This window comes from Salipiger sp. PrR002, assembly GCF_010500775.1.
GTDB lineage: Bacteria > Pseudomonadota > Alphaproteobacteria > Rhodobacterales > Rhodobacteraceae > Salipiger.
This window is the reverse complement of record NZ_JAAGOU010000003.1, coordinates 152,714-179,482: the sequence shown is the minus strand read 5'-3', so window position 1 is coordinate 179,482 and position 26,769 is coordinate 152,714. Positions and strand designations below refer to the sequence as shown.

The following is a 26,769-nucleotide window of genomic DNA, read 5'->3' as shown; positions in this document are numbered from 1 at the left end:
TCAGGCATCATGCCGCAGATTGACAACCGAACTGGACAGATCGACGAAACCGACCGTCAGCTCATCGCCCTGCTCGAGGCCGATGCCCGGCTGCCGGTGGCCGATCTTGCGCGTCGGCTGGGGCTGGCGCGCACCACGGTGCAGGCGCGGATCGACCGGCTGCTCTCGCGCGGGATCATCGCTGGCTTCACCCTGCGCCGCGGCGCCGCGCTGAAGGCGCCGATCCGCGCCACGGTGCTGGTCTGCATCGAGCCGCGCAGCCAGCCCGAGGTGCTTGCCCGGCTGCGCCAGATGCCAGCGGTCGAGGCGGCGCATACCACCTCGGGCCGGGTCGATCTGCTGGTGCAGGTGAGCGCGCGCAGCACCGAAGAGCTGGACGCCACGCTCGACAAGATCGCCGAGGCTCGCGGGGTGAAAAGCTCCGAGAGCCTGATCCACCTGAGCACGAAGCTGAACCGCGCCGGGTAGAGGCGCGCGCCCTGCTCCCGGATCGCAGCCGTCAGAAAAAGCTCTGCGGGTCGATGTCGATCGCCATGCGCAGCTCGCCCTTGAGCCGGAACTGCCCGGCCCATTCCGCCAGCGCCGCCTGCAACGCCACGCCCTTCGGGGCCTTCACCAGCAGCCGCACCCGGTGCCGTCCGCGCACCCGCGCGATCGGCGCTGGCGCGGGGCCGTAGATCTGCGCCCCGATCCGCCGCAGCGGGCCGTCCTGCCGCGCCATGGCGTTGCCCAGATCGAACACCTCCTGCACCTCGGTCGACGACAGGATCACCCCCGCGAGGCGGCCATAGGGCGGCATCCCGGCGGCGCGGCGCTCATCGGCCTCGGCCTTCCAGAAGCCCTCTTCGTCGCCCGAGAGGATCGCCCGGATCACCGGGTGCTCTGGCTGGAAGGTCTGCAAGAGCGCCGTGCCCGGCTTCTCGGCCCGGCCCGCGCGCCCGGCCACCTGCCGCATCAGCTGAAAGGTGCGCTCGGCGGCGCGCAGGTCCGAGCCCTGCAGCCCAAGATCGGCGTCGATCACCCCCACGAGCGTCAGGTTCGGAAAGTTGTGCCCTTTCGCCACCAGCTGCGTGCCGATGACGATGTCGGCCCCGCCCATGGCGATCTTCTCGATCTCAGCCTTCAGCTGCCGCGCCGAGCCGAAAAGGTCCGACGACAGCACCGCCAGCCTTGCATCGGGAAAGACCTCCGCCGCCTCTTCGGCCAGCCGCTCGACCCCCGGCCCCACCGCCGCCAGCTTGCCCTCGACCTCGCAGGACGGACATTTCTCGGGCTTCGGCGTGCTCTCGCCGCATTGATGGCAGACGAGCCGCTGCAGGAAGCGGTGCTCGACCATCCGCGCGTCGCAATGCGGACAGGCGATCTGGTGGCCGCAAGCGCGGCAGATGGTGACCGGCGCATAGCCGCGACGGTTGAGGAAGAGCATCGCCTGCTCGCCGTTCTCGATCCGCCGCTTCACCGCCGCCTGCAGCGAGGGCGAGATCCAGCGGCTGCCCGGCAGATCCTCGCCGCGCATGTCCAGCGCGCGCATCTCCGGCATCACCGCAGGGCCGAAGCGCGAGACCAGATCGAGCCGCTCATATTTGCCCGCATCGGCGTTGGCCCAGCTCTCCAGCGAGGGCGTGGCCGAGGCCAGCACCACCCGCCCCGAACAGATCGAGGCGCGCAGCACCGCCATGTCGCGGGCGTTGTAGAGCACCCCTTCCTCTTGCTTGTAGGAGGTGTCGTGCTCTTCATCGACCACCGTCAGCCCCAGATCGCGGAACGGCAGGAAGAGCGCCGAACGCGCGCCGACCACCAGCTGCGCGCCGCCCTCGGCCACCTGCCGCCAGACCCGCCGCCGCTCGGTCACCGTGACGCCCGAATGCCATTCGGCGGGCCTTGCGCCGAAGCGCGCCTCGACGCGGGTCAGGAACTCCGAGGTCAGCGCGATCTCGGGCAGCAGCACCAGCGCCTGCCGCCCCTGCCGCAGGCATTCGGCCACCGCCTCGAGATAGACCTCGGTCTTCCCCGAGCCGGTCACCCCTTTCAGCAGCACCGTGCCGTATGTGCCGGAGCGCACCCCGGCGCGCAGCACCTCGGCGGCCTTGGCCTGATCCTCGGTCAGCGCCTTGCCGCCATAGTCCGGATCGAGCCGGGCAAAGGCGGTGTCGCGCGGCGCCTCTTCCTCGCGCACGGCCCCGAGCTTTGCCAGCCCCTTGACCACCGAAGAGGTCACCCCGGCGGCATCGGCCAGTTCCTTCAGCGTCAGCGACAGGCCGCCCATCTCGTCGAGCACCTCCAGCACCCGGCGCCGCGCATCGGTGAGCCGCTCGGGCACGCTGTCACCGCGGCGGTAGATCTTGCGCATCGAGGGCGCCTCGCCCAGCCCCGGCGCGCGGGTGGCAAGCCGCAGCATCGCGGTGCGCGGCGTCAGCGTGTAATCCGCTGATCGCTCAAGGAATTCCCGCAGTTCCGCGCGCATCGGCGCCGCCTCCAGCACCCGCGACGCGCCGCGCACTTTGGCGGGATCGAAGCCGCCCTGCCCCGGCCCCCAGACCACGCCGAACACCTTGCGCGGCCCCAGCGGCACCTCGACAAACGCCCCCTGCGCGCAGCCACCCGCAGGTGCCTTATAGTCCAGCAGCCGATCCAGCGGTTGCGTGGTCAGCACCGAGATCAGCGTGCCTTCGTCGTAGTAATCATCCATTGAGGGCAGGTCCGTTAGCGCTATTTTCAAGGGGGTTCCCGCCCCTCACCTCATGAGGTAAGACAGGCGCGACCGAATGCCAAGCCAAGCCTGGAGGGCTTACCCAGATGAAATTCTTTGTCGATACCGCCGATGTCGATGCCATCCGCGAGCTGCACGAGCTCGGCATGGTGGACGGCGTCACCACCAACCCCTCGCTGATCGCCAAATCCGGGCGTGACATCCTCGAGGTCACCAAGGAAATCTGCGAGATGGTGCCGGGCCCCGTCTCCGCCGAGGTGGTCGCGCTCGAGGCCGAGGCGATGATCGAGGAAGGCCGCAAGCTGGCCGAGATCGCCCCCAATATCGCGGTGAAAGTGCCGCTGACCTGGGACGGCCTCAAGGCCTGCAAAGTGCTCTCGGAAGAGGGCAATATGGTCAATGTGACGCTCTGCTTCTCGGCCAATCAGGCGCTGCTCGCCGCCAAGGCTGGCGCGACCTTCATCTCGCCCTTCATCGGTCGCCTCGACGATCTGAACCTCGACGGGCTGCAGCTGATCGCCGACATCCGCCAGATCTACGACAACTACGGCTATGAGACGCAGGTGCTGGCCGCCTCGATCCGCTCGGCCAACCACATGTCGGATTGCGCCAAGATCGGCGCCGACGTCTGCACCGCGCCGCCCGCCGTGATCAAGGCGATGGCCAACCACGTGCTGACCGACAAGGGCCTCGCCGCTTTTGTCGCCGATGCCGAAAAGGCTGGCATCAAGATCGTCTGATCGCCTCCTCCCATCCGGGAGATCGCCCATCCGGGATTTTAAAGGTCCGCCTCCGCCGAGGCGGGCCTTTTTCTTTTGCATTTCCGAAACCTATGGGCTCTCGCCGCCCCGGCGGCGCGCCCCGCCGCCATGTTCCGCCGTGCGTATTTTCAAAGAGAAGAAGCAGGGGAGCGCGCGGGTCCACCCCGCGATCCGGCACCCCGGGAAAGCAACAAGGCCGCGGGACCGCGAGGCTTCTCCTCTTGCGGTCATCGGCTCGCCAGCCTGTACCGCATAGCCACACCTATGCGATCAGGGTTAACGGCAGATTACCCTCAAACCTCTTCGCGGCGCCTTCCGCTTCTTCTCTTTTCAAATACGCACATCCGGCGGCGGAGCCAGGGCTGACCTCAGAGGTTGGGCTCGCCCTGCAGCCCCAGCAGCTTGCGGAACCCGGTCCAATAGCCCGGCAGTCGCGGCGGCTGCGAGAGCCCCTCCAGAGCCTCCTCGGCAAAGCGCGGCATGGCGCGCGGAGCGAAGTCGCGGCCCCAGTCGAGATAGGCGCCCGCATGCTCGGGGCGCAGGCGGCAGGCCGAGCCGACGAGGCCGACCAGCGTCTCGGGGGCCGAATACCATTCGTCCTGAATGCCGGTGACCTTGGCCTTGAGGAAGGGGCCGACCCAGCGCATCAGGCGCTTTTCCGAGAACAGCAGCAGAAGCTCACCCATCTCGTCGCGGCTGTAGCCGATCAGCGGCGGGAAGGTGTCGTAAAAGATCGCCTGACCGTCCAGCACCGCGAAGTTGCGAATCGAGGGGTGGAAGCCCACCCGCCCTTCAAGCTGGTCGGCGTTGTTCCAGAACTGCGCGATGACCTGACCCGCGGCCTCCATCATCGCCAGCGTCGAGGCCAGATCCTCGCGTTGCATGCGCGGGCGCATCAGCGCGCTTTCGGGCAGCGCCTCTTGGAGGATCACCGGAATGCGGCCCTGTTCGGTCTGCATCAGCAGGAACTCGGTCTGCGGCAGCGGCACGCCGGTCTGCTCGAGCGCCGCGACATAGGCGTCATGCGCCTGCGCCAGCCGCTCCAGCTTCGCGCCGTCGGGCAGCCCACGATAGACTTTGATCACCTTGTCGGCGAAAGGGCCGTCGGCGGGCCGGAAGGGCGCGCAGAAATACCCGAGCCGCGAGATCGGCTGGCCCTGCCCCTCTTGGTGGCGGCGGATCGTCTCGGCAAGCGCGGCGTGGTCTGTGGTATCGGTCATCTCGGTCATGGGCGGGCATGTCTCCTGTTGCGGCACGCTTTACCCGTTTGCCAGCGCCTCCGCCACCTCTGCCGTCAGCGCGGCGACCTCAGCGCGGGCCGGGGTCTTGCGCCCTTCGGCGGCGCTTTGCCCCCGCCCGAAGGCCTCGGCATAGGCCACCCGGTTGGCCAGTTGCGCGGCGGCGATGCGCACGTCCATAGCGCCCACCGCCTCAGAGATTTCGCCCGAAAGCCGGGTGCCGGGGCGGGTGCGGTTGAGCACCACCATCGCCTCACGGTTCTCGCGACGGGCCAGATCGAGCACCCCCTCGGTGGCCCAGAGGTCGAGATGACTCATCGAGACCGGCACCACCACCAGATCGGCGGCGCGCAGCGCCGGGCGCAGATCGCTGTCGGCCTTGGGCGGCGTGTCGACGATCACCACGTCATGGCTGCCCGACAGCTTGCGGCATTCGTAGGTGACCCCCCAAGCCGAGGAGGTGGCGAACTCCAACGCGCCCAGCGCCTCGGGATCGCGTTCCAGCCGGGTCATGAACCAGCGCCCGAGGCTACCCTGCGGGTCGATGTCCACCAGCGCCACGGATTTGCCCTGCGCAAGAAACCCGATCGCCAGATTGGCCGAGAGCGTGGTTTTGCCCGAGCCCCCCTTCTGCTGTGCGACGGTGATCACCGATCCGGTCATGGCTGCCCCTCCCCGCCCCTCTCAAGGGCTGTTTTGCATCCGCAGCATATCCGATCGCGGCACTCCGTCCAGTGCCCAGATGACGCGTGGTCGCCAAGGGATCGCCGAGCGGTCGCCATGGGATCGCCAAGCGCTCGCCAAGGGTCCTGCGCCATATTCACCCCACGTTAACCACGTCCGGAGCAGGCTTTCCGCAAGGGAGGCGCTTATGCGGAGGTTGGCACGGCTCGGTGTGCTTTGCGGGCTGCTCTGGCTCTGCGCCGGGCCGCTGCAGGCGGGGGCTTGGCTGCAAGAGCGCGGCGCGGGTTTCGCCAGTTCGACCACGCGGCTCACATGGCCGCAGAGCTATGGGATTCAGGGGTGGCAACTGCCCAGCGGGCGGTATGACACGCTCTATGTCGAATATGGGCTGAGCCCGCGGGTGACGATCGGTGCCGACCTCGGGCGGGCGATCTCGGGCGCGGGAAAATCGCTGCTCTTCCTGCGCCTGCCGCTGATAGGCGCGGGCCCGATGCGGCTGAGCGCGGAACTGGGGGCCGGACGGATCGAAGGCCATCAGGCGCTGCGCCCCGGGCTGTCGCTGGGGCTCAGCCACGCGCGGGGCTGGCTCAATGCCGACATACTGGCGGAGCTGCGCGGCACGGCGGGCACCGACGTGAAGATGGACCTGACGCTTGGGCTCAACCTGCCGCAGCGGCGCAAGGCGATACTGCAGGTGCAGACAGGCGTGCAGCGCGGCGATCCCGGTTTCGTGCGGCTGGCCCCATCGGTGGTGCTGCCGCTGCGCGAGCGGCTGCAGGCCGAGATCGGTGCCAGCTGGGGGCTGGTCGGAGACACCAGCGCGGGGCTTCTGCTTGGCCTCTGGACGCAGTTCTGAAACGGCACCAGCGCCTTTTGGCGCCGGTCCGGTCCGCCGATGTGCAGAGTCACGTGTCCATGCGCACCAGCAGCGTCAGATCGCCAAGCACCGGCTCGGGCCAGATCACATGCACGTCGGATGCCCCGCTGCCCTGTTCCGCCGAGGTATAGGGCGTGACAAAGGCGGTGACATTCGCGCCATTGCGCGGCCGCGAGGTGAGCACGAGGCTTTGCACCTGCCGCGCGCGGCCGCCGAAGGGCAGCTTGTTGCCGGTTGCGACCACCCATGTCGCGGCATGGGTGTTCTGATCGTGGGTCACCTGCAACGGGTTCTCGGTCTGCAGGTCGATATTGTGGAAAGTATTCTCTTGCATGAACACCCGGCGCATCGCGCCCAATTCGAGCCCGGCAAAGGAGGTGTCGACCCGCTCGACCCGGGTGATCGTGCCGCCCACGGCGCGGAAAAGATTGCCCGAGACGTTCATGCCGTTGACCATATGGCCGCTGCCATAGGGCTTCACCACGATGAAGGAAAACCAGTCGGCGACGTTCGAGCACAGCATGACATTGCCGGTGATCGACAGGCCCGCAAAGCCGAAACCGCCCGAGAAATCCGGCTCGGGCTCGCGCTCATTGGTCCATTCGATGAAGCAATTGTCGATGTAATTGCCAAAGATCGTGGTGCTGCAGGCACGCAGGCACAGCACGATCCCCGCCGAGCGGATGCCGCTGCCGGTCTCGTCACCCTGAAAGAAATGGTTGCCCGAGATCACCGCCTGCGCGCCCGAGATCACCGCGAAATGGCGGAACTGCGAGGCGCGGTTGTTGCGGATTTTCACGTCGTTGGCGTTGGTGTTGATCGCCACCGACTGGCGGCTCTGCGTGGCCAGCCCACCCTCGGCGCTGATGAATTGATTGTGGTCCACCAAAAGCCCCTGACAGCCCTCGCCAATCGAGGTGATGCCGCGATGACTGGGACGGTTGAACACGCAGTTGCGGATCACATTCACCGTGCCGAGCGGCGGCAGCATCAGCCCGCTGGCCAGTTCCAAGCATTGGAACTCCACATCCTCGACCTCGAACTTCTCGAGCTTGGTGAACCCCGAGAAATCCAGCATGTAGCGAAAGCGGGTGAAGGTGTAGCTCTGCGTGCCCACCGCGTCCGACAACGGCTGCGAGAGGGTGATTTCCTGCGCGCCGACGTTCTTCGACTTCACGTAGATCTCGCGCCCCACCCCGGCCCCGGTGACAAGGCTGCCGACCTCGATATTGGCCACATTGGCCACATTGGTCAGCCGCCACTGGTTCGAGGCGGAATAGGTGGCGGTGCTGGTGACGCTGGTCGCTCCCCAGCCGCCGCTGTCCTCGGCCCGCAGCTGGCCGTTGCGCAGCACCCGGCGCTGCGAATAGGTGTCGCGGTTAGGCACGGCGGCCTGCACATCCAGCGGGCCGTTCATCGAGACGCGGCGCCCCCCCATGTCAAAGCTCTCGTGGTCGGCGTTGTTGAGCAGCGACTGCAGCCCCTTGGCCAAGGCGATCTCTTCGTCGCCGCCGAAAGCATCGGAATAGGCGGGCAGGTTGAAGTCCTTGGTCAGCGACAGGATCGCCGAGGCTGGCATGCTCAGCTGTCCCTCGAAGCGCACGTGGTGTTCCAAAGTGACCGAATTGGCGAGACGATAAGTCCCCGAGGGCACGATGATCAGCCGCCCGTCCGCCGCCGCGTCGGCGGCCTCGAAGGCGGCGCTGTCGTCGGTGCTGCCGTCGCCAAGCGCGCCATAATCGCGCACATCGACGCTCGCCAGCATCTGCCGCAGGAAGACCTCGGTGATATCCTCGATCTGCAGATCGTCGATGCGCACCACCCCGCCGTTCAGCCCCGTCAGGTCGAGCCCGAAATGCCCGTAGCTCGGCCCGGTGCCCCAGATCAGATCGACGCCCGCGCGCGACCCGGCCCCCACGATGGCGGAGACTTCGACCACCTCGCCATAGCTGCTCAGCGCCACCGCATCCCCCTGCATCGGCACGCCGCTCACCGCCACATCATTGCCGGTGCCAGCCCAGCCCGCGATGCGCACCGACGGCAGATTGCCCGAGATCGCCTTCACCCGCGCCGTCACCCGCAGGTAGACGCCGGGCAGGATCGGCGTCTGCCCCATGTAGCGCAGCTTTTGCGTGGTGTCGGTCTTCTGCAATTCCAGACAGCCGCCGAAATCCGCATCCGCCGGAACATAGGCCGCCGCCACAGACGAGGCGTAGGTGTCCGACCCCGGTCGCCCGTCGCCGCGCGACCACACATCCAGCCCTTCGGAAAATGGCGTGGGGGTCAGCACCACCCCGTCGGTCACCGCAATGTTCATGCCCTGCTTCCTCTGCTCTGATCGCCTCACGGGCCGCGCAGACCCAATGGGCAAAGAGCTAGAGGAGGCAGGTTAACGGCGCCCAGTGACACCGCGCGCCGGACCGCCGCCGCGGGCAACGGCAGATGGCGCTCAGACTGAGGCTTCGGGCAGGTCCAAGAGGCGCACACCGGCGATGCGCCAGCGTCCGTCGATCTGCTCCATCAGGTATTGCAGAGCATGGGCACGGCCCGCTGTGTCGGTGACATAAACGTTCTGCGCCAGATAGTTGCCACGCTCGTCAAGCCCGCCAAAACGGATCTCTCCGGGATGCCAGACCATCGGATAGCCCTCGCGCACCATCCGCGAAAAGTTCTCCGGCGTGCCAAAGAGCCCCTGAATGCCGGGGCTGGCAAAGGTAAAGGCGGTCTCGGCGTCTTCGGCCAGAAAGGCCTCCATCTGGCTGCGGATGGTGCCGGCGATCTCGTCTTCCTGCGCCAGTGCCGGGCCCGTCAGAGCTCCGGCCAGCAGGAGTGCGGCAAGAAATTTGCGCATAAAAAACCTCCCTGAATGCTCAGGGAGGTAGTCTTTACTTACGTTGGGTCAAACCTGCGGGTCAAACCCACGGGTCAGGCGCAATGGGTTCAGCCCAGTTCGCCCGCCAGCCCCTTGCGGATCAGCGCTGCGGTCTCGTCGACGCCGTAGAGGGCGATGAACCCGCCGAAGCGCGGCCCTTGGCTCTGGCCAAGCAGCACCTCGTAAAGCGCCTTGAACCACTCGCGCAGGTTCTCGAACTCATGCGTTTTGCCGACCGAGAAGACCATGGTCTGCAGCGCCTCGTCCTCGACCGCGCCATCGTAGCCCTCAAGCTGGGCGGCAAGGTCTTCCATCGCCGCACGTTCCTGATCGGTGGGCGCGCGGAACTGCTTCGTCGGTTTGACGAAGTCGTTGTAGTAGCGCACCGCGTAGCCGGCAGCGGCGTCGAGGTCGGGATGCGTCTTGGGCTCGGCCTCGGGCGCGTAGCGGCGGATGAAGCCCCACATCGCTTCCTTGTCCTCGGCACCGGCGGCCGAGGCGAGGTTGAGCAGCATCGAGAAGGGCACCACCATCTTGGTCTCGGGCACGTCACCGCCGTGGATGTGCCACACCGGGTTGTTGAGCTGCGCCTTGGCATCCTGCGTCGGATAGGCGCGCAGCTGCTGGTGGTACTCGTCCATCGCTTTGGGAATCACGTCCCACCACAGCCGCTTTGCGGTCTTCGGCTTCTGGTACATGAAATAGGACAGCGACTCCGACGAGGCGTAGGTGAGCCACTCGTCGATCGACAGGCCGTTGCCCTTGGACTTCGAGATCTTCTCGCCGTTCTCGTCGAGGAAAAGCTCATAGGTGAAGTGCTCGGGCGCGCGCACGCCGAGCGTGCGGCAGATGCCGTCGTAAATCGGCGTGTTGGTCGAGTGGTCCTTGCCGTACATCTCGAAGTCGACGCCAAGCGCGGCCCAGCGAGCACCGAAGTCGGGCTTCCACTGCAGCTTCACGTTGCCGCCGGTCACCGGAACGGTCCATTCCTTGCCATCGTCATCGTCGAAGGTGATCGTGCCTTCCTTGGCATCGACATTCTTCACCGGCACATAAAGCACGCGGCCCGTCTCGGGGTGGACCGGCAGGAAGATCGAATAAGTCGAGGCCCGCTCTTCGCGCAGCGACTTGAGCATGATCTTCATCAGATCATCGTATTTCTCGCAGCAGCGCAGCAGGATCTCGTCGAACTGGCCCGACTTGTAGAAATCGGTGGCCGAATAGAATTCATACTCGAAGCCGAAGGTGTCGAGGAAGCGGCGCAGCATGGCGTTGTTGTGGTGGCCAAAGCTCTCGAATTCCTCGAAGGGATCGGGGACCGAGGTCAGCGGGCGCTGCAGATTCTCGTGCAGAAGCTCTTGGTTCGGCACGTTCTCGGGCACTTTGCGCATGCCGTCCATATCGTCCGAGAAACAGATCAGACGGGTCGGGATGTCCGAGATCACCTCGAAGGCGCGGCGGATCATCGTGGTGCGCGCAACTTCGCCGAAGGTGCCGATGTGCGGCAGACCCGACGGACCATAGCCGGTCTCGAACAGCACATATCCCTTCTCGGGCGGCGTCTTCTCGTAGCGTTTCAGCACCCGGCGCGCCTCTTCAAAGGGCCAGGCCTTCGAGCTCATTGCTGCGTCGCGCAGTTCGGACATTGAAACACTCCTTAGGGAAGAAACGCCCCGATTCACGGGGCAGTGCGCCCGCGTCCTATTGCAGCCGGGGCATGGGGTCAATAAATTGCGCGTAGCATGATTTTTCCGGAGTATTCCAGTGTCTGAAGCCGCCCCGCATCCGATGACCCCGCAAGACTGCCTCGTCGCCCTGATGATCGCGGTCTCGGCCTCTGACGAGAACATGCGCACCGCCGAGCTGGTGAAGATCGAATCCTCGGTCAACATGCTGCCGATCTTCAGCAACTACGACATCGACCGGATGCGCGTGGTCACCGATCTGGTGTTCGACCTCTTCGAACAGGAAGACGGGCTCGACGCGCTTTTCGGCCTGCTGCGCGACAACCTGCCCGAGCGGCTGAACGAGACCGCTTACGCGCTGGCCTGCGATGTGGCCGCCGCCGATGGCACGCTGCGCGAAGAGGAACTGCGGCTGCTCGAGGAAATCCGCTACGAGCTCGACATCGACCGGCTGCATGCCGCCGCCATCGAACGCGGCGCCCGCGCCCGTCACCTGCACGGCTAAGCGTCCCAGTCCATACCCAGCCCTATCGCCTACCATACCTTCTGCCCTGCCCGGTTTCGGCAGGGCCGCAAGGCCATGGGCGGAAAACACCCTATCCGTGTGCGCCTTCCGCACCGCAGCGTGACGACGGATGGTTTTTCGAATATGATGTAATTGTGCGTATTACAGCACTTAATCCACCACTCATTCTTTCCGAGTCGTTTCTGTTTTCACTGCATTTTCAAGGAAGACAGCCCATGTCACGTCACCACGTGACCCGTCACCGGTTCACCCTGTTCGCTGCACTGCTGCTTTGCCTGCTTCCGATCCTCGGCGCATTGGCATTGTGAGCACCCCGCTGGCCTGCCCTACCGGTCATCCGGCCGGGCGAGCGCGGCGCCTCCACGCCCCATTCAGGGCGCGGCGCTTTGCGGCGTGGCGACACTGCCGGACGAGGTTTGTGTGGTCGGCGTGACATCGGGGCTGGCGTTCGCCACGGCAGCAGCAGGCTCGGGTCCGGTGCCCTTGGGGAAGCGCACCGCCCAGCGTTCGATCAGATCCTGCTGCAGCGCCTTGGCGCGGCGGTTCCATTCACGCATACCCGGCGGGCGCTCGCGCTCTTCCACCGGGATCGCGTCGCGCCGCGGCACGTCACCGCAGAAGATCGCGAACACCAGTTGCTCGCCGCTCGGCATGTCGACAAAGCCACCAAGGCCGCTGACGAAGTTCAGCGTGCCGGTCTTGGCGTGCACCTTCAGCGGGTGATCCTGCACCGGTCGCCCGCGCCCATCGAGCATGGTGATCGGTTTCAGCAATGGCTTCAGCCCCAGCCGCCGCTCGGCCTGCAGCAGCGCCGAGGCCACATCCGCCGCCGCAACCCGGCTGTTGCCGCCAAGGCCCGAATGGTCGGTCATGGCAATATGGGTCAGCCCCAACTCGTCGCGCGCCCAGGTGTTCATCACCTCGGCGGAATGCACGATCGATTCGGCATGCCCCAGCCGCTTGCGGGTGGCGGTCAGCCCGACCAGTTCGGCGGTCAGGTTGGTGGAATACTTCAGCATCTCCTTGAGGATCACATGCAGCGGCTCGCTCTCGCGACGCGCCACCAGATCCACCGTCTCGACGCCATGTTCGATCACCGGCTCGGGCAGTTGCAGCCCTTGCGATCCGGCCAGTGCCTGAAACACCTCACCGGCGTAAAGCTCGGGCTTGCGCACCGGCAGCCAGCGCGAGCCGCCCTTGCCAAGCGCGTGGCTGGCCACGCTCCATTCGTCGCGCCCGTCCTGATCGGCGTAGGTGTAGATCGGCCCATTGCGGTCCGAGACCGCCATATGCGCCATGCGCACTGACTGCCGCCCCGCCATCGAGGGCGCGTCCATGCTGACATCATAGCCGTTGCCGTCGCGCTCCCACTCAAAGCTGACGCGGTTGTAATTGAGGTTGATCGCCGAAACGGCCGGGTTGTAGCTGACGTGCACCGGCTGCTCGAGGTCGATCTGCGCCGCATAGGGCAGCGCGCCACCATCGACGATGAAGCGCCCGGTCACTTTCTTGATGCCGATCTCGGCAAGGCTGCGCGCCATCTCGGCCAGCCCGTCGGTGTCCAGCGTCGGATCGCCGCCGCCGACCAGCACCAGATCGCCCTTCAACTCGCCACCGACGATCGCGCCCGTGGTCCAAAGCTCTGTGGAAAAACGGTAATCCGGGCCCAGCGTGTCAAGCGCATAAGAGGCGGTCAACGACTTGGCGACGCTCGCGGGCGGCAGGCCCAGCGTGCCCTGATGGCTCTCGAGCAGCTTGCCCGTCGCGGCGCTGAGCACCGCGTAGCCGACCAGCCCGTCACCAAGATTGGCCTTGGCGATCAGGTCTTCGGGCGAGTCGAGCGTGCGCAGCGCGACATTGTCGCCGCGCCCAATCGGTCGCAAAGACCGGTCGACCGCGCCAGCAAACGCCGGGGCCGCAGCCGCGGATACACCGGACGCAGCGAGGAAAGACAAAAAGTGACGACGAGACAGACCGCGGTTCATGCCGCCGATCTAACCGAAGCGGGCGAGGCGCAGCAAGCGTCCTGCACGCGCGAATACTTCACATTTGCGCCGGTTCGGCACGCGTCCGCGCACGAATGGCCGTGGAACTGAGGTCCGACATCGGCAGGTTCACGAAGCACCAGCGCGGCGGCGAGGCAAGCGGCAGCACCGCCGCGGCACGGCTCGGCAGGCGGGCGTGGCGAAACACCGTCGCCGCCACCGACTCGCGCGCGGCCAACCGGCTGCCCGGACGCGCCAGCACCCCCACCGGCACCCGGCGCATGATCTCGCGCCAGTCTTCCCAGCGGTGCAGCTGCGCCAGATTGTCGGCGCCCATCAGCCATGTGAAGCGCACACCGGGGTGCCGCGCCTGCAGCAGCGCCAGCGTGCGGGCCGTGTGCCGCGTCCCGGCCAGTGCCTCAAAGCCGCTGACCATGACCCGCGGATGCTGGATCAACGCGCGGGCCGCCGCGATCCGCGCCTCCAGCGGTGCCGGGCCCTGAACCTTGAGCGGATTGCCGGGGCTCACCAGCCAGATGATCCGGTCGAGGCGAAAGCGCTTCAAGGCCTCCAGAGTGATGCGCACATGGCCTTCATGCGGCGGGTCGAACGATCCGCCGAGCAATCCGATCCTCTGTCCGGCCCGCAGATGGAAGCCGGTTTCATACGCATTCCAGAGCATTGCGCCCCTTCCTTTAGGAATGAATGCCCAAAGACACAGGATTTCGCTCGGGGATCAACCGCATTTTTCCACAGGGAGCGGGCCGCATCCCGGCAAACAAGGCATTTGCTTTCCCCCGTCGCGGTGCCATACACCCCCGCAAAGCTTTTTCACCGGAGGAACCGATGGCCAGCTATCAGTACGTCTACCACATGGACGGCGTCTCCAAGACCTATCCCGGCGGCAAGAAATGCTTCGAGAACATCCGTCTCAGCTTTCTGCCCGGGGTGAAAATCGGTGTCGTCGGCGTCAACGGCGCCGGTAAATCGACCCTGCTCCGCATCATGGCGGGCATTGACAAGGACTTCTCGGGCGAGGCCTGGGCCGCCGAGGGCGCCAAGGTCGGCTACCTGCCGCAGGAGCCCGAGCTTGACGCCTCGCTCGACGTGCGTGGCAACGTCATGCTTGGCGTGGCCGAAAAGAAGGCCAAGCTCGACCGGTTCAACGAACTGGCGATGAACTATAGCGACGAGACCGCCGACGAGATGGCGCAGCTGCAGGACGAGATCGATTCGCAGAACCTGTGGGATCTCGACAGCCAGATCGACGTCGCCATGGAAGCGCTGCGTTGCCCGCCGGACGAGGCGGATGTGACCACGCTTTCGGGTGGTGAGAAGCGCCGCGTCGCGCTCTGCAAGCTGCTGCTTGAAGCGCCTGACATGCTGCTGCTCGACGAACCGACCAACCACCTCGACGCCGAGACCATCGCTTGGCTGCAGAACCACCTCATCGAGTACAAGGGCACGATCCTCTGCGTCACGCACGACCGTTACTTCCTCGATGACATCACCGGCTGGATCCTCGAGCTCGACCGTGGCCGCGGCGTGCCCTACGAGGGCAACTATTCGAGCTGGCTGGAGCAGAAAGCCAAGCGCCTCGCGCAGGAAGCCCGCGAAGACAAGGCCAAGCAGAAGACCCTCGAGCGCGAGCTTGAGTGGATGCGTCAGGGCGCCAAGGCGCGTCAGGCCAAGTCGAAAGCCCGTATCGCCGCCTATGAAGAGATGGCGGGCCAGTCCGAACGCGAGCGCGTCGGCCGCGCCCAGATCGTCATCCCCAACGGCCCGCGCCTTGGTGGCAAGGTGATCGAGGTCGAAGGCCTGAAGAAGGCCATGGGCGACAAGCTGCTGATCGAGAACCTCGACTTCTCGCTGCCGCCGGGCGGCATCGTCGGCGTGATCGGCCCCAACGGCGCCGGTAAATCGACCCTGTTCAAGATGCTCACCGGTCAGGAACAGCCCGACGAGGGCACCGTCACCTACGGCGACACGGTCAAACTGTCCTATGTCGACCAGTCGCGCGACGATCTCGATCCGGACGCCAACGTCTGGGAAGCAATCTCGGGCGGTGCGGAAATCATCCAGCTCGGCGACGCGCAGATCAACAGCCGCGCCTATTGCGGTGCGTTCAACTTCAAGGGCGGCGACCAGCAGAAGAAGGTCGGCCTGCTTTCGGGTGGTGAACGCAACCGCGTGCACATGGCGCGCCTGCTGAAAGAGGGCGGCAACGTCCTGCTGCTCGACGAACCGACCAACGATCTCGACGTGGAAACCCTGCGGGCGCTCGAAGACGCGCTTGTCGATTTCGCCGGCTGCGCCGTGGTGATCTCGCACGACCGCTTCTTCCTCGACCGTATCTGTACCCACATCCTCGCCTTCGAGGGCGAAGCGCATGTGGAATGGTTCGAGGGCAACTTCGAGGACTACGAAGAAGACAAGAAGCGCCGTCTCGGTGCCGATGCGCTGGAACCGACGCGGGTGAAGTTCAAGAAATTCGCCCGCTGAGCGGCACTCCGCCCAGCATTTCAGAAAATGAAGATGACCCCGCGTACACATTCGTGCGCGGGGTCTTTCGTTCCGGCGCGTGGATCATTAGGTGCCCGCTCGCGGAAGATGCGGCGAAGCGCCCGGCCTTCCGCGAAACACACGCATAGACCTCAAGAGTTCAAAATGAGCACGCAGTCCGCACAGAAACAGCGCCAGTCGGCACCGAAGAAACGGGATCCCGAGCCAGAACCCACGTTCCGCTTTACCGACTGGGCGATGATCTGACACTCAGGTGGCGATCAGCGCCACCGCATACATGCCCAGACCAAAGACGGTATGGGCGATGAGACCAAGCGCCCGCCCCTTCCAGGGGGTGGGCGTTTTCGACAGCGCCCAGCCCAGCCCCATGCCGGGGTGCAGCAAGAACCATCCCGCCGCGATGGTGACCAGCGCGAAGGCCCAGAGCGGCGCCCATGTGGGCGCTTCCAACCAGCCCTTCCCCGCGAGCAGCACGAAGAGCACGCCGTAGATGGCCCCCACCACGTAGTGGAAGGCCCAGCCGATGGCGCTTTCGCCCGGCACAGGTTCGGCAGCGTTTATGTCGTCGTGGAAAACCTTGCCCCGCGCCACATGCGCGACCCAGCGGCCGGGGTTGCGCCATGCCGGACGCGGATAGCCCAGCACGAAATGCAGGCAGAGCGCCCAAAGGTCCATGGCCACGGTGCCGCCCAGCCCCATGGCGATCCCGATCATCAGTTGCTGCATCGATGGTCTCCCTGTTTCGCCTAGAGGTGCCGCAAGGGCAGCCGCGCCGCAAGCCCCCTCCCCGCCCCGTCCCGGCCCCATCCTGCCCGCGAAGAGGCGTGGGCCGATCTGATCGGCGCGCTGCGCCCCTGCACGGCACCGGCGATCCTTCGCCAAACGCTGTGTGTAAATCCCGATTATCTTCAGCGCGCGAAGGCCGGGGCCCGCCCGGAAGTGGCCGAATCCCCTTGAAATTAGAGAATTGCCATGTAACGCTTGAGGCCGCTTAGGCTTCTATTCGACGACCCAGTTCCGACCCGGCACGCAGTCTATCGATACAGACGTTTCTACGCCGGGCTGCCGCAGTTCCGTGGGCAGCACAAGACAGGAAAGGGGTTTAACCCATGGCAACTGGCACCGTGAAGTGGTTCAACACCACCAAGGGCTACGGCTTCATCGCACCCGATGGCGGCTCCAAGGACGTTTTCGTGCACATCTCGGCTGTTGAGCGTTCGGGCCTGACCGGCCTCGCCGACAACCAGAAAGTGACCTACGAGCTGCAAGCCGGCCGTGACGGTCGCGAAAGCGCCGTGAACATCCAGCTCGCCTGAGCATCGGATTTCGCGGGGGACCTCCCCCGCACAGGAAAGGGGCGGCCCGTTTGGGACCGCCCCTTTTTCATGTTTGGATATACCTGCTTTGATATATCTGCGCCGCGTCGGGCGTCAGACGCGCCGCTTCACCTCCCGCAGCGCCCGTTCGGCCAGCCGCAACTTCTGACTGTGGCTGCGCTTCACCGGACGGCGGCGCACGGGTCGGTTGCTGTGATGGGTGCTCGCAGCATAGCTCTTGGCGGCACGGCGGATGATGTTTGCAAAGGACATGGGTTCCTCCGGGTTTCGTCCAATGCCCCTCCCGGGGCTTGCAGGACAAACCCGCGCAGGCCCGCCACGGTTCCCCGCCTGCCGTTCCGAAGCGGAAAACCGCCCGTGTGGCTTATGTGAAAACGGTGCCCGACTTCACACCCAGCTTGCGGAACATCATCGCTGCCGGGCAGAACCCGGTCACCGATGCCTGCATCAGATTGAGCCCGACGAAGACCGTCAGCCACACCCAATAGGGCGACACCCACACAGTAAGCGCCACGCTCAGCAGCACCATGAACCCGGCAAACAGCATGACAGCACGATCAAGTGTCATATCCTGCACTCCTTGCAATGCCCGGATGCCCCGGCGGCATCCGCCTGTCAGGAATCTAGGCGCATCCCCTTTCACATTCAATATACGGAATGTCGCACCCCAACGCCTATGCACCTAGAGTGAGGCGATCAGCGGAACAGCCGCCATCCCGCCAATATGCGGGTCGCCGTGGTGATCGCGCAGGCCGCCGCAAAGATGCAGGCCAGCGGCGCGAAGGCACCCGGCCAGAGGCAGATCGCCGCCAGAAAGACGATGGTCTCGGCGCCTTCGGTCAGCCCGCCAAGGTAGTAGATGCCCTTCGAGGGGTACTCCGCCGCCGTCATCCCGCGCCGCTCGGCGATAAGCGAGAAGGCGAGGAAGGACGAGCCGGTGCCGATGAAGCTGGCGATCACCAAGGCCGCTGCGAGCGCGTTGGCCTCAGGATCGGCGAGCGCGAAGCCCAGCGGGAAGAGCGCGTAGAACAGAAAATCCAGCGCAATGTCGAGAAAAGCGCCCCGGTCGCTCGGCCCGGCCATGCGCGCCACCTCGCCATCCAAGCCGTCTGCGAGACGGTTTGCCAATAGCCCCGCCAGCGCCAGCCCCGGAAGCCCAAGCGCCGCCGCCCCGGCCCCGGCAAGACCAAAGCCAAAGCCCGCCAGCGTGATCCAATCGGCCTTTATCCCGGCGGCATAGAGCGTGCGGGCGACGGGATGCAGCAGGCGGCGCTGCAGCGGCAGGAGGAAGGCATCAATCATCGGCGCAGTCTTGGGCTGCCTGCGCAGCGCGATCAAGGGGGCCGCGACGCGAGACCGGTGCTCAGACCCGACGGGCGCGCAGCGCCAGCACCTGCCGCAGCGTCTCGGTGGGCGGCACGGTGCGGAAAATATCCCCCAGCATCGCCGCATCGGCGCGCAGCCCGGCAATCCAGCCGCCGCGCTTGTCGTGCTTATAGGGGCTTTCCACCTCGGGCCAGCGCACCACGGCCACGCGCAGCCCCGCGTCGATCCACAGCCGGTTCATGAACACTTCGAGCCCGAAGCGCGGCAGCGCCTCGAGCGTTGCCAGTTGCGACGCCAGAACCGCGCGCGGCATCACCCGCTCGCCCGAGATATAGTCGATGCCGATCATCCGCCACAGCAGCGGCGCGTTGCGGCGCAGGCTGATCGCCGCCCCGGCATGGCCCTGCAGCACGGGGGTGGCCAAGGCCGACAGATGCTCTGGCCCCAGTCCCAGCAAATCGCTGTCCAGAAGCAGCACATGCTGCCCGCGCGCCTCGGCGATGCCGCGCGCGACGGCGCGTGTCTTGCCGCCGTTGCGGGGCTGACGCAGCACCCGCAGATGCCCGTGCCCCTGCCCCGCCGCCTCGGCGGCCTCGGCAGTGCCATCGCCAGAGCCGTCGTCGACCACCACGACCTCTCCGACCAGCGGATGGTCCAGCACCGCCTCCAGCACCCCTCCGATGCGCGGCGCCTCGTTATAGGCGGGGATGATGCAGCTGAGCGCGATCTCGGTCATTTCTTCACTCCCACCTTCAGCCCGCGGCGCAGCCCCCAGCCCACGGCGAAAAGTACCAGCCCGCCCAGAAGCACCAGCGAGGCGCGGGCGATCCAATTGTCGATCTGACTGTAGGCCGAGCCCAGCGTGTAGCCGAGCGCCACGAAGAACAGGCTTTTGGGGATGGTCGCCAGCGTGTTGACCCAAAAGAAGCGCCACAGCGACATGCGCGCCATGCCCGCGGCCACGAGGATCGGCGCGCCAGCGCTATGGGTGATCTTGCCGATCACCAGCGTGCGCCCGCCCTTGTGGTGGAAATGCCCCGCCAGCGCCGCCAGACGCGCCCGGTTCAGCCCCATCTTCATCAGCCAGCGCTGCGGCAGCCGGGTCAGCCCCCAGCGCCCGATGCCGTAGTAGAGCACGTCGCCAACCACATCGGCGACGATCACCACCAGCGTCACGCTCCAGATGTCCAGCAGGCCGCGGCTCGCCAGCCACGCGGCGATCACCGTCACGATCGGCCCTTCGAGCATGGCGATGGGGGCGAGGATCGCCAGCCCCTCCTTGGCGATGAGGGCGGTTACCGTTTCCAGTCCGATCAAGGTCTTACTCCGCAGGCCCCGCAGCCGAGGAGGGTGTGCTGCCGGGAGCCATATCCGTTCCGCGCCAGGATATTCCGCGCCCCGCCCATGTGGCCACCCAGATCGCCGGAAGCAAGAGGTCGCGCATCAGCATGGCCGCGACATCCCGCGCTCCGGCAGGCCAGCCCGCCACTTTGCACAGGGTCCATTCCGCACCGTACCACAGGATCAGAAGCACCGGCAGCGCCCACAGCGGCGCCGCCCCAAGGCTGATCAGCCCGATAAGGCCCAGCAGCGCCAGCAGCGGGCCCTGCGCGATCTCACCGATGAAAAGCCCCGGAAACCCGTCGCGCCGCACCCGCGACCAGCGCAGCTGCCGGTCCCAGACCGTGCGCGCAGCCCGGCTGCCGATGGGCTGCGAGAACAGCCTCCGAGACAGCCGCACCTTCAGCCCCTGCGCGCGCACCAGCTTGGTCGCGGCGACGTCTTCGGCGAGGTTGCGCCCCAGCGCCCGCAGCCCGCCGCCCGCCTCCAGCACATCGCGGCGCCAGAACAGCGTCTTGCCCTGCGCAAAGCCCAGCCCAAGGCTGTCCGCCGCCAGTTGCCAGCGCCCCTGCGAGCTGTTGAGGAACGCGCATTCCACCGCGCCCCAGAAGTTTTCGGGGCGGCTGCCCGCAGGCGGGGCCGAGACCAGCCCGGTACCCTCGCGCCATGTGGCCACAAGCCGCGTCAGGTAATCGCGATCAAGCAGCAGGTTGCTGTCGGTCATCACCAGATGCTCGCTGCGCGCCGCCGCGATCCCCTTGAAGAGGTTGTTGAGCTTGGGGTTGCCGGTCTGCGCCACGTCGCCGATGAGCAGCTGCGCCTGCACGTCAGGATGCGCCGCGATCAGCCGCCGCACCAGCGGCACCGCGGCGTCCTGTTCTCGCGCGGCGCAGAAGATCACCTCATAGCTCGGGTAGTCCTGCACAAAGGACGAGGCCAGCGTCTCTTCGTCAAAGGCATCGAGCCCGCAGACCGGGCGGATAAGCGACACGAACGGCAGGTCCGCCTGCGCAGGCCCCTGCTCGGGCCCCACATAACGTGCGCCCGCGAGCACCGCACTCAGCAGGTGGATCATCAGCGGCACAAGCACCAAAAGCAGCAGCAGCGTCAGCATCACATCGCCCCCTCGGCCAAAGCGCCTTTTTCGGGTGTGGCCTCGGCGGCACGAGTGGGCATCGGGCGCGGCAGCGCCGCCGCCGGGGCGCGCTCATAGCTCACCAGTTGCAGCCGCCCGTCGAAATCCTCGGCCAGCGCGGTGAGGCTGTCGACCCAGTCGCCGCAGTTGGCATAGGTGATGCCGCTGCGCAGGCGCACGCCCGGCTTGTGCGAATGACCGCAGATCACCCCGCGCGCACCGGCCGCCTCGGCCAGCCGCGTGAGCTTGCGCTCAAATCCGTCACCCATCGCTAGCATTCCGTTGGCCCAGGCAAAGACCCGGTCCACAAAGCTCTGCTCCCATTCGGTCAGCCCCGCGCGGCGGCGCAGATAGGCGTCGAGCTGGCGCAGCGAGGCGTCGATGCGGCTGCCAAGCCGGGTCATGAAGTGCCAGCGCAGAATCCGCGGATCGCATTGATCGCCATGCAGCACGAGATAGCGCCGCCCGTCCGCGCCGTGGTGGATCACCGCCTCACGCAGCTCCCACCCCTCGATCGCCGCACCGGGCGCGCGCATCTTGGCGTCGTGGTTGCCGGGCAGATAGACCACCCGCGTCCCGTCCTTCGCACGGTTCCGCAACTCGGCCATGATCTGATCATGCGCCGCCGCCCAATGCAGCCGCCCGCCGTGCCACAGATCGAAGATGTCGCCGACGAGATAGATGGTCTCGGCCTCGACCCCGCGCAGAAACTCGAGGATCGGCCCCGACCGGCAGGCACGCGCGCCGAGATGGAGGTCGGAAATGAACAAGCTGCGGTACGAGGTGCGGGCAATCTTGCCTGCGGAAAAGGTCGGCATCCGGGCATGTTCCTTCACTGTTCGCCCGCCTTATGGCGAATCGATGTATCGCCAATGTGACGAGGCACCGACGAGAACGCGCAGCCGCCGCGAGCAGTTCCTCACACAAGGAAAACTATTTTGTGATTTCGGGAGCTTACCGTGCATCACGCCAGATATGACAAAGCGCCAAAAGGCGCCGCGGAGCGCGGGAAAAGATGGCCGGAGCCGCGGGCTGGCAACGCTCATGTCGGTGTCTCGGAAATCAAGATCTCGGTAGAATTCGTAAAATAACGTCTCGCCGTGACCTTAGGGCAATTCCCGCAAGAGGCGAAACATGTTTTCCCAAGGCAGCTTACATTGGCGGAAAGCCGACCGATCGGCCTCGCCAGACGCAACGAAGGGCGCAAGCAGATAAACCGCGCAAACCATGTCAGCAATCTCGGAAAGAGTGGTGCACCAACCCGGCCCTCTGGGCGGTGGTACGTGGCAGGGGCAGCAGGGTTCGAACCCGCGACCTACGGTTTTGGAGACCGTCGCTCTACCAGCTGAGCTATACCCCTACTGTGTTGCGCTCTCTAGAAGGTTCTGCGGGCGTGGTCAACCGGATATCTCCCAGAAATCCGGCTTCCGTTGCGCAGGCTGCAGCCGCCAGAGATATCCCTCCGCCAGAGCCCGCCGCGCAGGGCTATTTCCCATCCGCCGGAGGCTCATAGGCGATGAGCAGCTTATAGGCGCAGATCGCCCCCAGCCCCAGAAAAACCACCGCCCAGCCCGGCCCGCCGATGGCGATCTCCAAAAGCCCCCAGCCGAGGCAGATCGCGGTGATCGCCACGCGCAGCCAGAGCGGACGGAAGAACGGGTGTGAAAAGTCGAACATGCGCCTGAACCGCCGGGTACGCCCCGGCCCTCCTCCTGTGGTCCTGCCCCTCCTAGCAGCATCACGCCGCGCAGGCACCCTGCAACCTTGCGACGCGCGACGCGAGACCCTGCGCCGGTGAACAGGCCCCCCGCGATGGCGCGCAGGACGGCGGGGCGACAGCAGCACCGCGCGCGCCTATCTTCTTGCAAGCAACAAACTCGGACACGCGCCATGACCACTGCCGCCTTCGCCCATCACCTGCACCGCCCCGACGCCGCGGATGGCTCCGCGCTGCTGCTCTTGCATGGCACCGGCGGCACAGAGACCGATCTCATCCCGCTGGGGCAGATGTTGGCGCCGCAAGCCACGCTTCTGGGCCTGCGTGGCCGCGCCACCGACGAGGGGGTGACCCGCTGGTTCCGGCGGCTGGAAATGGCGCGCTTCGATCAGGCGCAGATCCGCAGCGAGGCGCAGGCCTTCGCCGAGGCCCTGCCCGCGCTGCTGCAGCACGAGCGCATCGACCCGACCCAGCTGACCGTCCTTGGCTATTCCAACGGCGCCAATTTCGCCGCCGCGCTCATGGCGCTGCACCCCAAGCTGCTGCGGCGCGCGATCCTTTTGCGTCCGATGCTGGTGCTGGAAGAGCCGCCCGAGCCGGATCTGTCGCATCTCGAAGTGCTGACACTCGCCGGTGAGGCCGATCCCTATGGCCGCTACGCCCCGGCGCTCAATGACTGGCTGGAGCGTTGCGGCGCGGCGCTCGACGCCCGCCTGCTGCCCGCCGGGCATGGTCTCGGACAGGGCGATCTTGCAGCGGCCTCGGACTGGCTGGCCAAACGCGCGAACTGACGCCGAAGCGCGACAGGTCTTGCGATGGGCGTAGCAGATCGCCCCGGCCTGTGTCACTCTTTGCGTATGAGCCCCGAAACCCCGCAGTCCGCAGATCTCAAAACCCTATGGCCCGGCGCGGCGACTCGCTTCCTCGCGCTGCGCCTGCTGCCCGGCGATGATCTGCGCGCCGCCCTGCAGGCGGCGTTCGCCGCCGAGCGCGAGCACGCGGGATTCGTCGTCGCCTGTGTCGGCAGCCTCTCCAAAGTCGCCCTGCGCCCCGCCGGAAAAGACAGCGCAATGCTGCTCGAGGTGACGCTCGAGATCGTCTCGCTGTCGGGCACCTTCTCGAAGGACGGCCCGCATCTGCATATCTCGGTGTCGGATTCGCGCGGCCAGATGCTCGGCGGGCATCTGCTTGAAGGGTCGATCGTGCGCACCACCGCCGAGGTGATCCTCGGCCTCGCCCCGGTGCACTTCCGCCGCGCGCCCGACCCGCGCACCGGCTACCCCGAGCTTTTCTTCGACTGATCCGCAAAACGGGGCCGCGCAACCGGGCCCTTCTTCTCTTTGAAAATACGCCGGGGTGAATGCCCGCAGGGCAGAGGGGCAGCGCCCCTTACCCGCCCTCAGCCAAAAAACGCCCGCCGCAGCAGGTTCAGCGCCGCCACCAGCAGTACGATCAGCGTGATCCGCCGGAACATCGCCTGATCGATCCGGTCATGCACGCGGCGGCCCAGCCACATGCCCCCCAGCGCCGGAATCAGCAGCGCCGCCGAGAAAGGCGCAGTCTGCGCGTTCAGCACCCCCGAGAGCGTATGCGCGGCGGTCAGCGAGATCGCCCCAAGCCCATAGGCCACGCCCTGCACGCGGATCTGATCGCGCTTTTCGGTGCCGATCGCCGTCAGATAGGCCACGAAGGGTGGCCCCCAAACCCCCGACATGCCGCCGATGAACCCGGCCACCGCGCCCACCGTCGCCTCGAGCCTCGGGGTCGAGCCGTTCGGCAGGTTCGGACGCCATCCCGCCAGTTGCATCAGGCAAAAGAGCGCCACCGGCCCGCCGATCATCGCCAGCAGCACCTGCGACGGCAGCACCCGCACCAGCTGCGCCGAGAGCGCCAGCATCACGAAGGCAACGATCAGAAAGACTTTGAAGCGCTTCACCGTCTCCCATGCCGCGCGCGGCCCCTCGCCAAAGGCCTGAAAGGCGTTGGTCGCCAGCGTCGGCAGGATCAGCCCCGCAAGCGCCAGTTCGGGACCGACCACCGATCCCAGCCCCGAGATCATGATCATCGGCATGGCAAAGCCCACCATGCCTTTCACCGTGCCCGCCAGTGCTGCGACAGCGAAGGCGAGGGCAAAGGTCTGCGGCGATACGAGAGAGAAAAGCGCGTCCATAAGTGGCTCATATCACGGGCGCTTCGCCGCGACAGCCCCGAACGATAGGGTAATATTAAGTCGCATGATTTTATCACAGGGTATTTTTGTTGCGCTGCGACTGCAAAATCGCTATCCCCTCTCTGGCACGAGGAGGAGATGATTCATGGCGCATGACGGACAGGGTGACATGCTGAAGGACGGCACGATTCTGGACGATCTTCTGGGGCTCACCGGCGCGGCGCTGGCCCCGGTGGAACAGATCTTTGAAGAGGCCCGCAGCGCCCTGCGCGCCCTGACCGAGGAAGACGGCCGCGTCTCCGGTCGGCTGATCGAGGAAAACCAGTTCGCCGCCCATGGTCTGGCATGGCTCGCCACCTATGCCGAGTCGCTGCGGCAGCTGCACGGCTGGGCCGAGCGCATGGCCGCCGAGGGCACCTTCGGCGAGATCGAACAGCTGCTTCTGCAGATCGGCTTTGGCGAATACCTCAGCCAGATCGCCGGGGGCATCCAGATGAATCAGGGCGAGATGGTGCGCCTCAGCGATCTCGGCCTGCCCGTCTCCGCCGCCGCGCCGCTGATGACCGGCGCCGCCGGAACCCTCGCCGCGCGCGGCAACAGCCAGAGCGCCCGCACGCGCCTTGTCGAACTGATGCAGGAGCGCGCCGCCGAGATCACCGTGGGCCGCACCGGGCTCGACGACGAGCTAGAGATGATCCGCGAGCAGTTCCGCCGTTACGCCGTGGAAAAGGTCGAGCCCTACGCGCATGAATGGCACCTCAAGGATGATTACATCCCCATGGAGGTGATCGAGGAACTGGCCGAGATGGGGGTCTTTGGCCTCACCATCCCCGAGGAACACGGCGGCTTTGGCCTCAGCAAGGCCTCCATGTGCGTGGTCTCCGAGGAACTCTCGCGCGGCTATATCGGCGTCGGCTCGCTTGGCACCCGGTCCGAGATCGCCGCCGAGCTGATCATCGCGGGCGGCACCGAAGAGCAAAAGGCGAAATGGCTGCCCCGCATCGCCAGCGGCGAGACGCTGCCCACCGCGGTCTTTACCGAGCCCAACACCGGCTCTGACCTCGGCTCGCTGCGCACCCGCGCGGTGAAGGACGAGAGCGGCGATTACACCATCACCGGCAACAAGACATGGATCACCCATGCCGCCCGCGCCCATGTGATGACGCTGCTCGCCCGCACCGATCCGGGCAGCGACAACTATAAGGGCCTGTCGATGTTCCTCGCCGAAAAGACCCCCGGCGACGACGACACCCCCTTCCCCACCCCCGGCATGACCGGCGGCGAGATCGAAGTGCTGGGCTATCGCGGCATGAAGGAGTTCGAACTGGGGTTCGACGGCTTCAAGGTGAAGGGCGAGAACCTGCTCGGCGGCGAAGAGGGCAAAGGCTTCAAGCAACTCATGGAGACCTTCGAGAGCGCCCGCATCCAGACCGCCGCCCGCGCCATCGGCGTGGCGCAATCGGCGCTCGACGTGGGGATGCGCTATGCGCAGGAGCGCAAGCAGTTCGGCAAGCCGCTGATCGCCTTCCCGCGTGTTTCGGGCAAGCTGGCGATGATGGCAGTGGAGATCATGATCGCCCGCCAGCTCACCTATTTCTCGGCCCGTGAGAAAGACGAGGGCATCCGCTGCGACCTCGAGGCCGGGATGGCGAAACTGCTCGGCGCCCGCGTGGCTTGGGCCAATGCCGACAACGCGCTGCAAATCCACGGCGGCAACGGCTTCGCGCTGGAGTATTCGATCAGCCGCATCCTGTGCGACGCCCGCATCCTCAACATCTTCGAGGGTGCAGCCGAGATCCAAGCGCAAGTGATTGCACGTCGCTTGCTCGGCTGATCCCGGCCATATCGGACCACCGGCAAGGCCCCGCCCAGCGGGGCCTTT

The 26,769-nt window shown here is 66.2% G+C and carries 27 protein-coding genes and 1 tRNA gene; 9 read left to right on the top strand and 19 right to left on the bottom strand.

The features are described from left to right. Window positions 1-9: 9 nt before the first annotated feature. Window positions 10-468 (top strand): Lrp/AsnC family transcriptional regulator, encoded by a 459-nt coding sequence (locus G0A00_RS04815; protein WP_164182244.1) that lies wholly within the window; start codon window positions 10-12, stop codon window positions 466-468. Between the two features lie 31 nt (window positions 469-499). Here G0A00_RS04815 and G0A00_RS04810 read toward each other — a convergent pair whose 3' ends face one another. Beyond that, window positions 500-2,689 carry a primosomal protein N' gene (locus G0A00_RS04810; RefSeq protein ID WP_164182242.1) on the bottom strand — a complete coding sequence of 730 codons (2,190 nt, stop codon included), beginning with the start codon at window positions 2,687-2,689 and terminating at the stop codon, window positions 500-502. Window positions 2,690-2,796: 107 nt separating this feature from the next. On the opposite strand from G0A00_RS04810, the gene fsa reads away from it, so the two are divergent. Next, complete coding sequence (gene fsa / locus G0A00_RS04805) at window positions 2,797-3,450, top strand: fructose-6-phosphate aldolase (protein WP_066104580.1); 654 nt, start codon at window positions 2,797-2,799, stop codon at window positions 3,448-3,450. 389 nt (window positions 3,451-3,839) lie between these two features. On the opposite strand, the gene G0A00_RS04800 is transcribed toward fsa, so the two are convergent. Both G0A00_RS04800 and parA read right to left on the bottom strand, forming a co-directional pair. After that, a complete protein-coding gene (locus G0A00_RS04800; RefSeq protein WP_368667662.1) occupies window positions 3,840-4,700 on the bottom strand; it encodes a DUF6206 family protein in 861 nt (286 codons plus the stop codon). Between the two features lie 30 nt (window positions 4,701-4,730). Further along, window positions 4,731-5,372, bottom strand: a complete 642-nt coding sequence (parA, locus tag G0A00_RS04795; protein ID WP_066104578.1) for a ParA family partition ATPase — start codon at window positions 5,370-5,372, stop codon at window positions 4,731-4,733. Between the two features lie 208 nt (window positions 5,373-5,580). Between parA and G0A00_RS04790 the strand changes: the two genes are divergently transcribed. After that, the gene (locus G0A00_RS04790; protein ID WP_164182240.1) at window positions 5,581-6,249 is read left to right on the top strand and encodes a hypothetical protein; all 669 of its coding nucleotides are present in this window, start codon (window positions 5,581-5,583) and stop codon (window positions 6,247-6,249) included. 49 nt (window positions 6,250-6,298) lie between these two features. On the opposite strand, the gene G0A00_RS04785 is transcribed toward G0A00_RS04790, so the two are convergent. From G0A00_RS04785 to G0A00_RS04775, 3 genes are all read right to left on the bottom strand, one after another. Continuing rightward, a complete protein-coding gene (locus G0A00_RS04785; protein ID WP_164182238.1) occupies window positions 6,299-8,587 on the bottom strand; it encodes a glycosyl hydrolase family 28-related protein in 2,289 nt (762 codons plus the stop codon). A 132-nt stretch (window positions 8,588-8,719) separates the two neighbouring features. Further along, window positions 8,720-9,121, bottom strand: coding sequence for a DUF4864 domain-containing protein (locus G0A00_RS04780; protein ID WP_164182236.1), 402 nt, complete (start codon window positions 9,119-9,121; stop codon window positions 8,720-8,722). An 89-nt stretch (window positions 9,122-9,210) separates the two neighbouring features. Then, a complete protein-coding gene (locus G0A00_RS04775) occupies window positions 9,211-10,788 on the bottom strand; it encodes a lysine--tRNA ligase (RefSeq protein ID WP_066104567.1) in 1,578 nt (525 codons plus the stop codon). A 118-nt stretch (window positions 10,789-10,906) separates the two neighbouring features. Between G0A00_RS04775 and G0A00_RS04770 the strand changes: the two genes are divergently transcribed. Then, on the top strand, window positions 10,907-11,332 hold the full coding sequence (locus G0A00_RS04770; RefSeq protein WP_083191212.1) for a tellurite resistance TerB family protein: 426 nt from the start codon (window positions 10,907-10,909) through the stop codon (window positions 11,330-11,332). Window positions 11,333-11,724: 392 nt separating this feature from the next. Here G0A00_RS04770 and dacB read toward each other — a convergent pair whose 3' ends face one another. Both dacB and G0A00_RS04760 read right to left on the bottom strand, forming a co-directional pair. Then, on the bottom strand, window positions 11,725-13,236 hold the full coding sequence (gene dacB / locus G0A00_RS04765) for a D-alanyl-D-alanine carboxypeptidase/D-alanyl-D-alanine-endopeptidase (protein ID WP_368667661.1): 1,512 nt from the start codon (window positions 13,234-13,236) through the stop codon (window positions 11,725-11,727). Between the two features lie 160 nt (window positions 13,237-13,396). Beyond that, window positions 13,397-14,020, bottom strand: coding sequence for a nicotinate-nucleotide adenylyltransferase (locus G0A00_RS04760; RefSeq protein WP_164182232.1), 624 nt, complete (start codon window positions 14,018-14,020; stop codon window positions 13,397-13,399). Between the two features lie 164 nt (window positions 14,021-14,184). Here G0A00_RS04760 and ettA point away from each other — a divergent pair, with 164 nt between their 5' ends. Next, the gene (ettA, locus tag G0A00_RS04755; RefSeq protein WP_066104557.1) at window positions 14,185-15,840 is read left to right on the top strand and encodes an energy-dependent translational throttle protein EttA; all 1,656 of its coding nucleotides are present in this window, start codon (window positions 14,185-14,187) and stop codon (window positions 15,838-15,840) included. A gap of 270 nt (window positions 15,841-16,110) precedes the next feature. Here ettA and G0A00_RS04750 read toward each other — a convergent pair whose 3' ends face one another. After that, window positions 16,111-16,587, bottom strand: a complete 477-nt coding sequence (locus G0A00_RS04750; protein ID WP_164182230.1) for a DUF2938 domain-containing protein — start codon at window positions 16,585-16,587, stop codon at window positions 16,111-16,113. A 383-nt stretch (window positions 16,588-16,970) separates the two neighbouring features. Between G0A00_RS04750 and G0A00_RS04745 the strand changes: the two genes are divergently transcribed. Then, entirely contained in the window at window positions 16,971-17,177 is a 207-nt protein-coding gene (locus G0A00_RS04745; protein ID WP_066104551.1) for a cold-shock protein, read from the top strand. 114 nt (window positions 17,178-17,291) lie between these two features. Here G0A00_RS04745 and G0A00_RS04740 read toward each other — a convergent pair whose 3' ends face one another. The 9 genes from G0A00_RS04740 to G0A00_RS04700 all read right to left on the bottom strand — a co-directional run bounded on the left by G0A00_RS04740 (window position 17,292) and on the right by G0A00_RS04700 (window position 22,677). Then, window positions 17,292-17,450, bottom strand: a complete 159-nt coding sequence (locus tag G0A00_RS04740) for a hypothetical protein (protein ID WP_157374054.1) — start codon at window positions 17,448-17,450, stop codon at window positions 17,292-17,294. A 112-nt stretch (window positions 17,451-17,562) separates the two neighbouring features. Then, the gene (locus G0A00_RS04735) at window positions 17,563-17,766 is read right to left on the bottom strand and encodes a DUF2892 domain-containing protein (protein WP_164182228.1); all 204 of its coding nucleotides are present in this window, start codon (window positions 17,764-17,766) and stop codon (window positions 17,563-17,565) included. Window positions 17,767-17,894: 128 nt separating this feature from the next. Beyond that, window positions 17,895-18,500, bottom strand: coding sequence for a CDP-alcohol phosphatidyltransferase family protein (locus tag G0A00_RS04730; RefSeq protein ID WP_164182226.1), 606 nt, complete (start codon window positions 18,498-18,500; stop codon window positions 17,895-17,897). A gap of 61 nt (window positions 18,501-18,561) precedes the next feature. Beyond that, the gene (locus G0A00_RS04725; protein ID WP_203595275.1) at window positions 18,562-19,260 is read right to left on the bottom strand and encodes a glycosyltransferase; all 699 of its coding nucleotides are present in this window, start codon (window positions 19,258-19,260) and stop codon (window positions 18,562-18,564) included. Next, window positions 19,257-19,841 (bottom strand): DedA family protein, encoded by a 585-nt coding sequence (locus tag G0A00_RS04720; protein WP_066104541.1) that lies wholly within the window; start codon window positions 19,839-19,841, stop codon window positions 19,257-19,259. Before G0A00_RS04720 ends, G0A00_RS04725 begins: the two co-directional genes overlap by 4 nt. A 4-nt stretch (window positions 19,842-19,845) precedes the next feature. After that, complete coding sequence (locus tag G0A00_RS04715) at window positions 19,846-20,979, bottom strand: ceramide glucosyltransferase (protein WP_164182224.1); 1,134 nt, start codon at window positions 20,977-20,979, stop codon at window positions 19,846-19,848. Next, window positions 20,979-21,818, bottom strand: a complete 840-nt coding sequence (locus G0A00_RS04710; protein WP_164182222.1) for a UDP-2,3-diacylglucosamine diphosphatase — start codon at window positions 21,816-21,818, stop codon at window positions 20,979-20,981. Before G0A00_RS04710 ends, G0A00_RS04715 begins: the two co-directional genes overlap by 1 nt. Window positions 21,819-22,284: 466 nt before the next feature. Continuing rightward, window positions 22,285-22,360 (bottom strand) — tRNA-Trp (locus tag G0A00_RS04705). Window positions 22,361-22,485: 125 nt separating this feature from the next. Further along, window positions 22,486-22,677 carry a DUF3329 domain-containing protein gene (locus G0A00_RS04700; protein ID WP_164182221.1) on the bottom strand — a complete coding sequence of 64 codons (192 nt, stop codon included), beginning with the start codon at window positions 22,675-22,677 and terminating at the stop codon, window positions 22,486-22,488. 213 nt (window positions 22,678-22,890) lie between these two features. On the opposite strand from G0A00_RS04700, the gene G0A00_RS04695 reads away from it, so the two are divergent. Next, the gene (locus G0A00_RS04695; RefSeq protein ID WP_164182220.1) at window positions 22,891-23,508 is read left to right on the top strand and encodes an alpha/beta hydrolase; all 618 of its coding nucleotides are present in this window, start codon (window positions 22,891-22,893) and stop codon (window positions 23,506-23,508) included. Between the two features lie 66 nt (window positions 23,509-23,574). After that, on the top strand, window positions 23,575-24,018 hold the full coding sequence (locus G0A00_RS04690; protein WP_164182219.1) for a PPC domain-containing DNA-binding protein: 444 nt from the start codon (window positions 23,575-23,577) through the stop codon (window positions 24,016-24,018). Window positions 24,019-24,116: 98 nt separating this feature from the next. Here G0A00_RS04690 and G0A00_RS04685 read toward each other — a convergent pair whose 3' ends face one another. Next, entirely contained in the window at window positions 24,117-24,887 is a 771-nt protein-coding gene (locus G0A00_RS04685) for a sulfite exporter TauE/SafE family protein (RefSeq protein WP_164182218.1), read from the bottom strand. A 145-nt stretch (window positions 24,888-25,032) separates the two neighbouring features. Between G0A00_RS04685 and G0A00_RS04680 the strand changes: the two genes are divergently transcribed. Continuing rightward, window positions 25,033-26,721, top strand: coding sequence for an acyl-CoA dehydrogenase family protein (locus G0A00_RS04680; protein WP_164182217.1), 1,689 nt, complete (start codon window positions 25,033-25,035; stop codon window positions 26,719-26,721). Window positions 26,722-26,769: the final 48 nt, after the last annotated feature.

Bases quoted from the DNA above. Each gene is read 5' to 3' on its own strand.
- G0A00_RS04815 (WP_164182244.1), top strand. From the start codon at position 10: ATGCCGCAGATTGACAACCGAACTGGACAGATCGACGAAACCGACCGT.
- G0A00_RS04810 (WP_164182242.1), bottom strand. From the start codon at position 2,689: ATGGATGATTACTACGACGAAGGCACGCTGATCTCGGTGCTGACCACG.
- fsa (WP_066104580.1), top strand. From the start codon at position 2,797: ATGAAATTCTTTGTCGATACCGCCGATGTCGATGCCATCCGCGAGCTG.
- G0A00_RS04800 (WP_368667662.1), bottom strand. From the start codon at position 4,700: ATGACCGAGATGACCGATACCACAGACCACGCCGCGCTTGCCGAGACG.
- parA (WP_066104578.1), bottom strand. From the start codon at position 5,372: ATGACCGGATCGGTGATCACCGTCGCACAGCAGAAGGGGGGCTCGGGC.
- G0A00_RS04790 (WP_164182240.1), top strand. From the start codon at position 5,581: ATGCGGAGGTTGGCACGGCTCGGTGTGCTTTGCGGGCTGCTCTGGCTC.
- G0A00_RS04785 (WP_164182238.1), bottom strand. From the start codon at position 8,587: ATGAACATTGCGGTGACCGACGGGGTGGTGCTGACCCCCACGCCATTT.
- G0A00_RS04780 (WP_164182236.1), bottom strand. From the start codon at position 9,121: ATGCGCAAATTTCTTGCCGCACTCCTGCTGGCCGGAGCTCTGACGGGC.
- G0A00_RS04775 (WP_066104567.1), bottom strand. From the start codon at position 10,788: ATGTCCGAACTGCGCGACGCAGCAATGAGCTCGAAGGCCTGGCCCTTT.
- G0A00_RS04760 (WP_164182232.1), bottom strand. From the start codon at position 14,020: ATGCTCTGGAATGCGTATGAAACCGGCTTCCATCTGCGGGCCGGACAG.
- ettA (WP_066104557.1), top strand. From the start codon at position 14,185: ATGGCCAGCTATCAGTACGTCTACCACATGGACGGCGTCTCCAAGACC.
- G0A00_RS04750 (WP_164182230.1), bottom strand. From the start codon at position 16,587: ATGCAGCAACTGATGATCGGGATCGCCATGGGGCTGGGCGGCACCGTG.
- G0A00_RS04745 (WP_066104551.1), top strand. From the start codon at position 16,971: ATGGCAACTGGCACCGTGAAGTGGTTCAACACCACCAAGGGCTACGGC.
- G0A00_RS04740 (WP_157374054.1), bottom strand. From the start codon at position 17,450: ATGTCCTTTGCAAACATCATCCGCCGTGCCGCCAAGAGCTATGCTGCG.
- G0A00_RS04735 (WP_164182228.1), bottom strand. From the start codon at position 17,766: ATGACACTTGATCGTGCTGTCATGCTGTTTGCCGGGTTCATGGTGCTG.
- G0A00_RS04730 (WP_164182226.1), bottom strand. From the start codon at position 18,500: ATGATTGATGCCTTCCTCCTGCCGCTGCAGCGCCGCCTGCTGCATCCC.
- G0A00_RS04725 (WP_203595275.1), bottom strand. From the start codon at position 19,260: ATGACCGAGATCGCGCTCAGCTGCATCATCCCCGCCTATAACGAGGCG.
- G0A00_RS04715 (WP_164182224.1), bottom strand. From the start codon at position 20,979: ATGCTGACGCTGCTGCTGCTTTTGGTGCTTGTGCCGCTGATGATCCAC.
- G0A00_RS04710 (WP_164182222.1), bottom strand. From the start codon at position 21,818: ATGCCGACCTTTTCCGCAGGCAAGATTGCCCGCACCTCGTACCGCAGC.
- G0A00_RS04700 (WP_164182221.1), bottom strand. From the start codon at position 22,677: ATGTTCGACTTTTCACACCCGTTCTTCCGTCCGCTCTGGCTGCGCGTG.
- G0A00_RS04695 (WP_164182220.1), top strand. From the start codon at position 22,891: ATGACCACTGCCGCCTTCGCCCATCACCTGCACCGCCCCGACGCCGCG.
- G0A00_RS04690 (WP_164182219.1), top strand. From the start codon at position 23,575: ATGAGCCCCGAAACCCCGCAGTCCGCAGATCTCAAAACCCTATGGCCC.
- G0A00_RS04685 (WP_164182218.1), bottom strand. From the start codon at position 24,887: ATGGACGCGCTTTTCTCTCTCGTATCGCCGCAGACCTTTGCCCTCGCC.
- G0A00_RS04680 (WP_164182217.1), top strand. From the start codon at position 25,033: ATGGCGCATGACGGACAGGGTGACATGCTGAAGGACGGCACGATTCTG.